Raw genomic sequence first — 1,746 nt, 5'->3', positions numbered from 1 at the left:
TAGTGATACTGGTCGCCTGTTTCATTGTTGAGGTAGGAAACCCGCCCATTACCATAAGTATAAGTTTCCTTGCCTTTCAAGTCCCGGTCATAGGTCTGAAGAACTTCGGTATGCTTGCGGTTGACGTCGTTGACATAGTTCCGCTCTTCGTAATAGTTAAAGCGATCCTCTCGTGTGGTGTAAGGAATGAGAACCTCTTTCACTTCTGAGGCATAGGTCACTTGACCCTCACCCGGCAGATCTCCAAGCTCTGGTGGGTTGACCACTAGCCCCTCCTTGGTCGCCCGGTCTTTCGCTACTTTCTGGTGGTAGGCAGTCGACACATCGTCAAAAATCTCATGCCAGATAGTCCCCACCGTCTGCGGTAGGGTAGACAGTGCCTGTAAGACATTCTGACTAAAGCCATACCAGAAGAGACTCGGCTCCTCACCAGCTGGTGCTGTATATGGCGATTTCTTCTTGTCCTCACGCTTGAAGAGTTGATAAGTGTGCTTGCCCTCCTTACGACTGGCGGTAAAGACCCGATTGTCATCCCCGTCATAGAGGGCTGCCATCAGAAGCCCCTCCTTGTCCTTAACCGCAAGGAGCCGGTTCTCTGTGTCGTAGATGTAGTCTAACTTGTCATCATTTTTCTTAGACGAGATGCGGTTGCCGTTCCTGTCGTAGGTATAGGTCGTTATACCGTCCTTGTTTTCTAGTTTGGTTAGGCGGTTATTGTCATCGTAAGTGAAGCGGGTCTCTTCTTTCTTGCCCTCTACTTCTTCTGTGCTAGTCAGCTTGTTTCCTGCTAGGTCATAGGTGTAGGTGAGTTTCGATAATTCCTTGCCTGCCTTGTCGGATACTGTCATGGTCTCAATCTGACCGAGATAATCAGTATATTACGGAATATGTTCTACATAATAAAAAATTTATTTATCTTTCCGTCTTTTTATTTTACTTTTACGAATAAAGTAAGTAGAACAGTTTTATTTCTTATCTTGCTTTTATATGACAACATGTAAAAGCATAGTGGTGATGTGGAAAACACCTATGGAGAGAAGCTCCATAGGTGGGCGGGGAGCTAGGAAAGAGAGGACGGAAAACGAAGAAATAATTTCGAGCGTTTTCAAAGTCCTCGATAACTAGCTCAAGCGCCAACAGCACCACGGAAATACAACTACTTTATCCTTCTTATCTATTGCTTGTTACTAATTCAGCTTCAATCCTCTTTATACTCAATATCTAAAATATCCGAAGCTTGATATTCTGCAAGAGTGACTAGCCCTTTTAAGTAATTTCTTCGTTTATTTAAACGAAATATAATTTTATGAAGATCATCAAAGTATGCTGCAAAATCAGCCATTGATGATAGCATTTGCTTATAAAACTTGTTATACAGATCATCTGTACTAGTATTAAAAATCATAGTTTTATCAAATAATTCAATAGCCATGACTAATTTCTGATAATCTCTCTCTAAATAAAAATCTATGCTTTCTTTTAAATCTTTTAAATCTTCATTATCCTCCAAATTATCTCCCAATTCCTCATTGTATTGTTCACAAATATCTAATAGTTTCTTCAATTCTTCAATCATGGTAACCTCCGACCGCTAGCTTTATTTAATTTATCAAGATTAGATGTTCCATCTAAATTGAGTACATCTTTTAATTTTCCTCTCTTATCAAATACTTCTAAATGGTCTTTATGTAATCCATCTAAGTATAACTGATCTCCTTTTTTCAAGTCACCAATATTTTCTGTCAC

At 40.0% G+C, this 1,746-nt stretch carries 2 protein-coding genes; both read right to left on the bottom strand.

The genetic code is table 11. From position 1 onward, the window contains the following. Positions 1–848: RHS repeat domain-containing protein (locus ACVPON_RS01470; RefSeq protein WP_462875469.1), on the bottom strand; the 848-nt coding region annotated here is incomplete at its 3' end. Between the two features lie 350 nt (positions 849–1,198). Further along, positions 1,199–1,576, bottom strand: coding sequence for a hypothetical protein (locus tag ACVPON_RS01465; protein WP_462875468.1), 378 nt, complete (start codon positions 1,574–1,576; stop codon positions 1,199–1,201). Positions 1,577–1,746 lie beyond the last annotated feature (170 nt).

It is taken from the genome of Streptococcus sp. 1F3, assembly GCF_054968985.1.
This window is presented reverse-complemented; position numbering and strand designations above follow the sequence as displayed.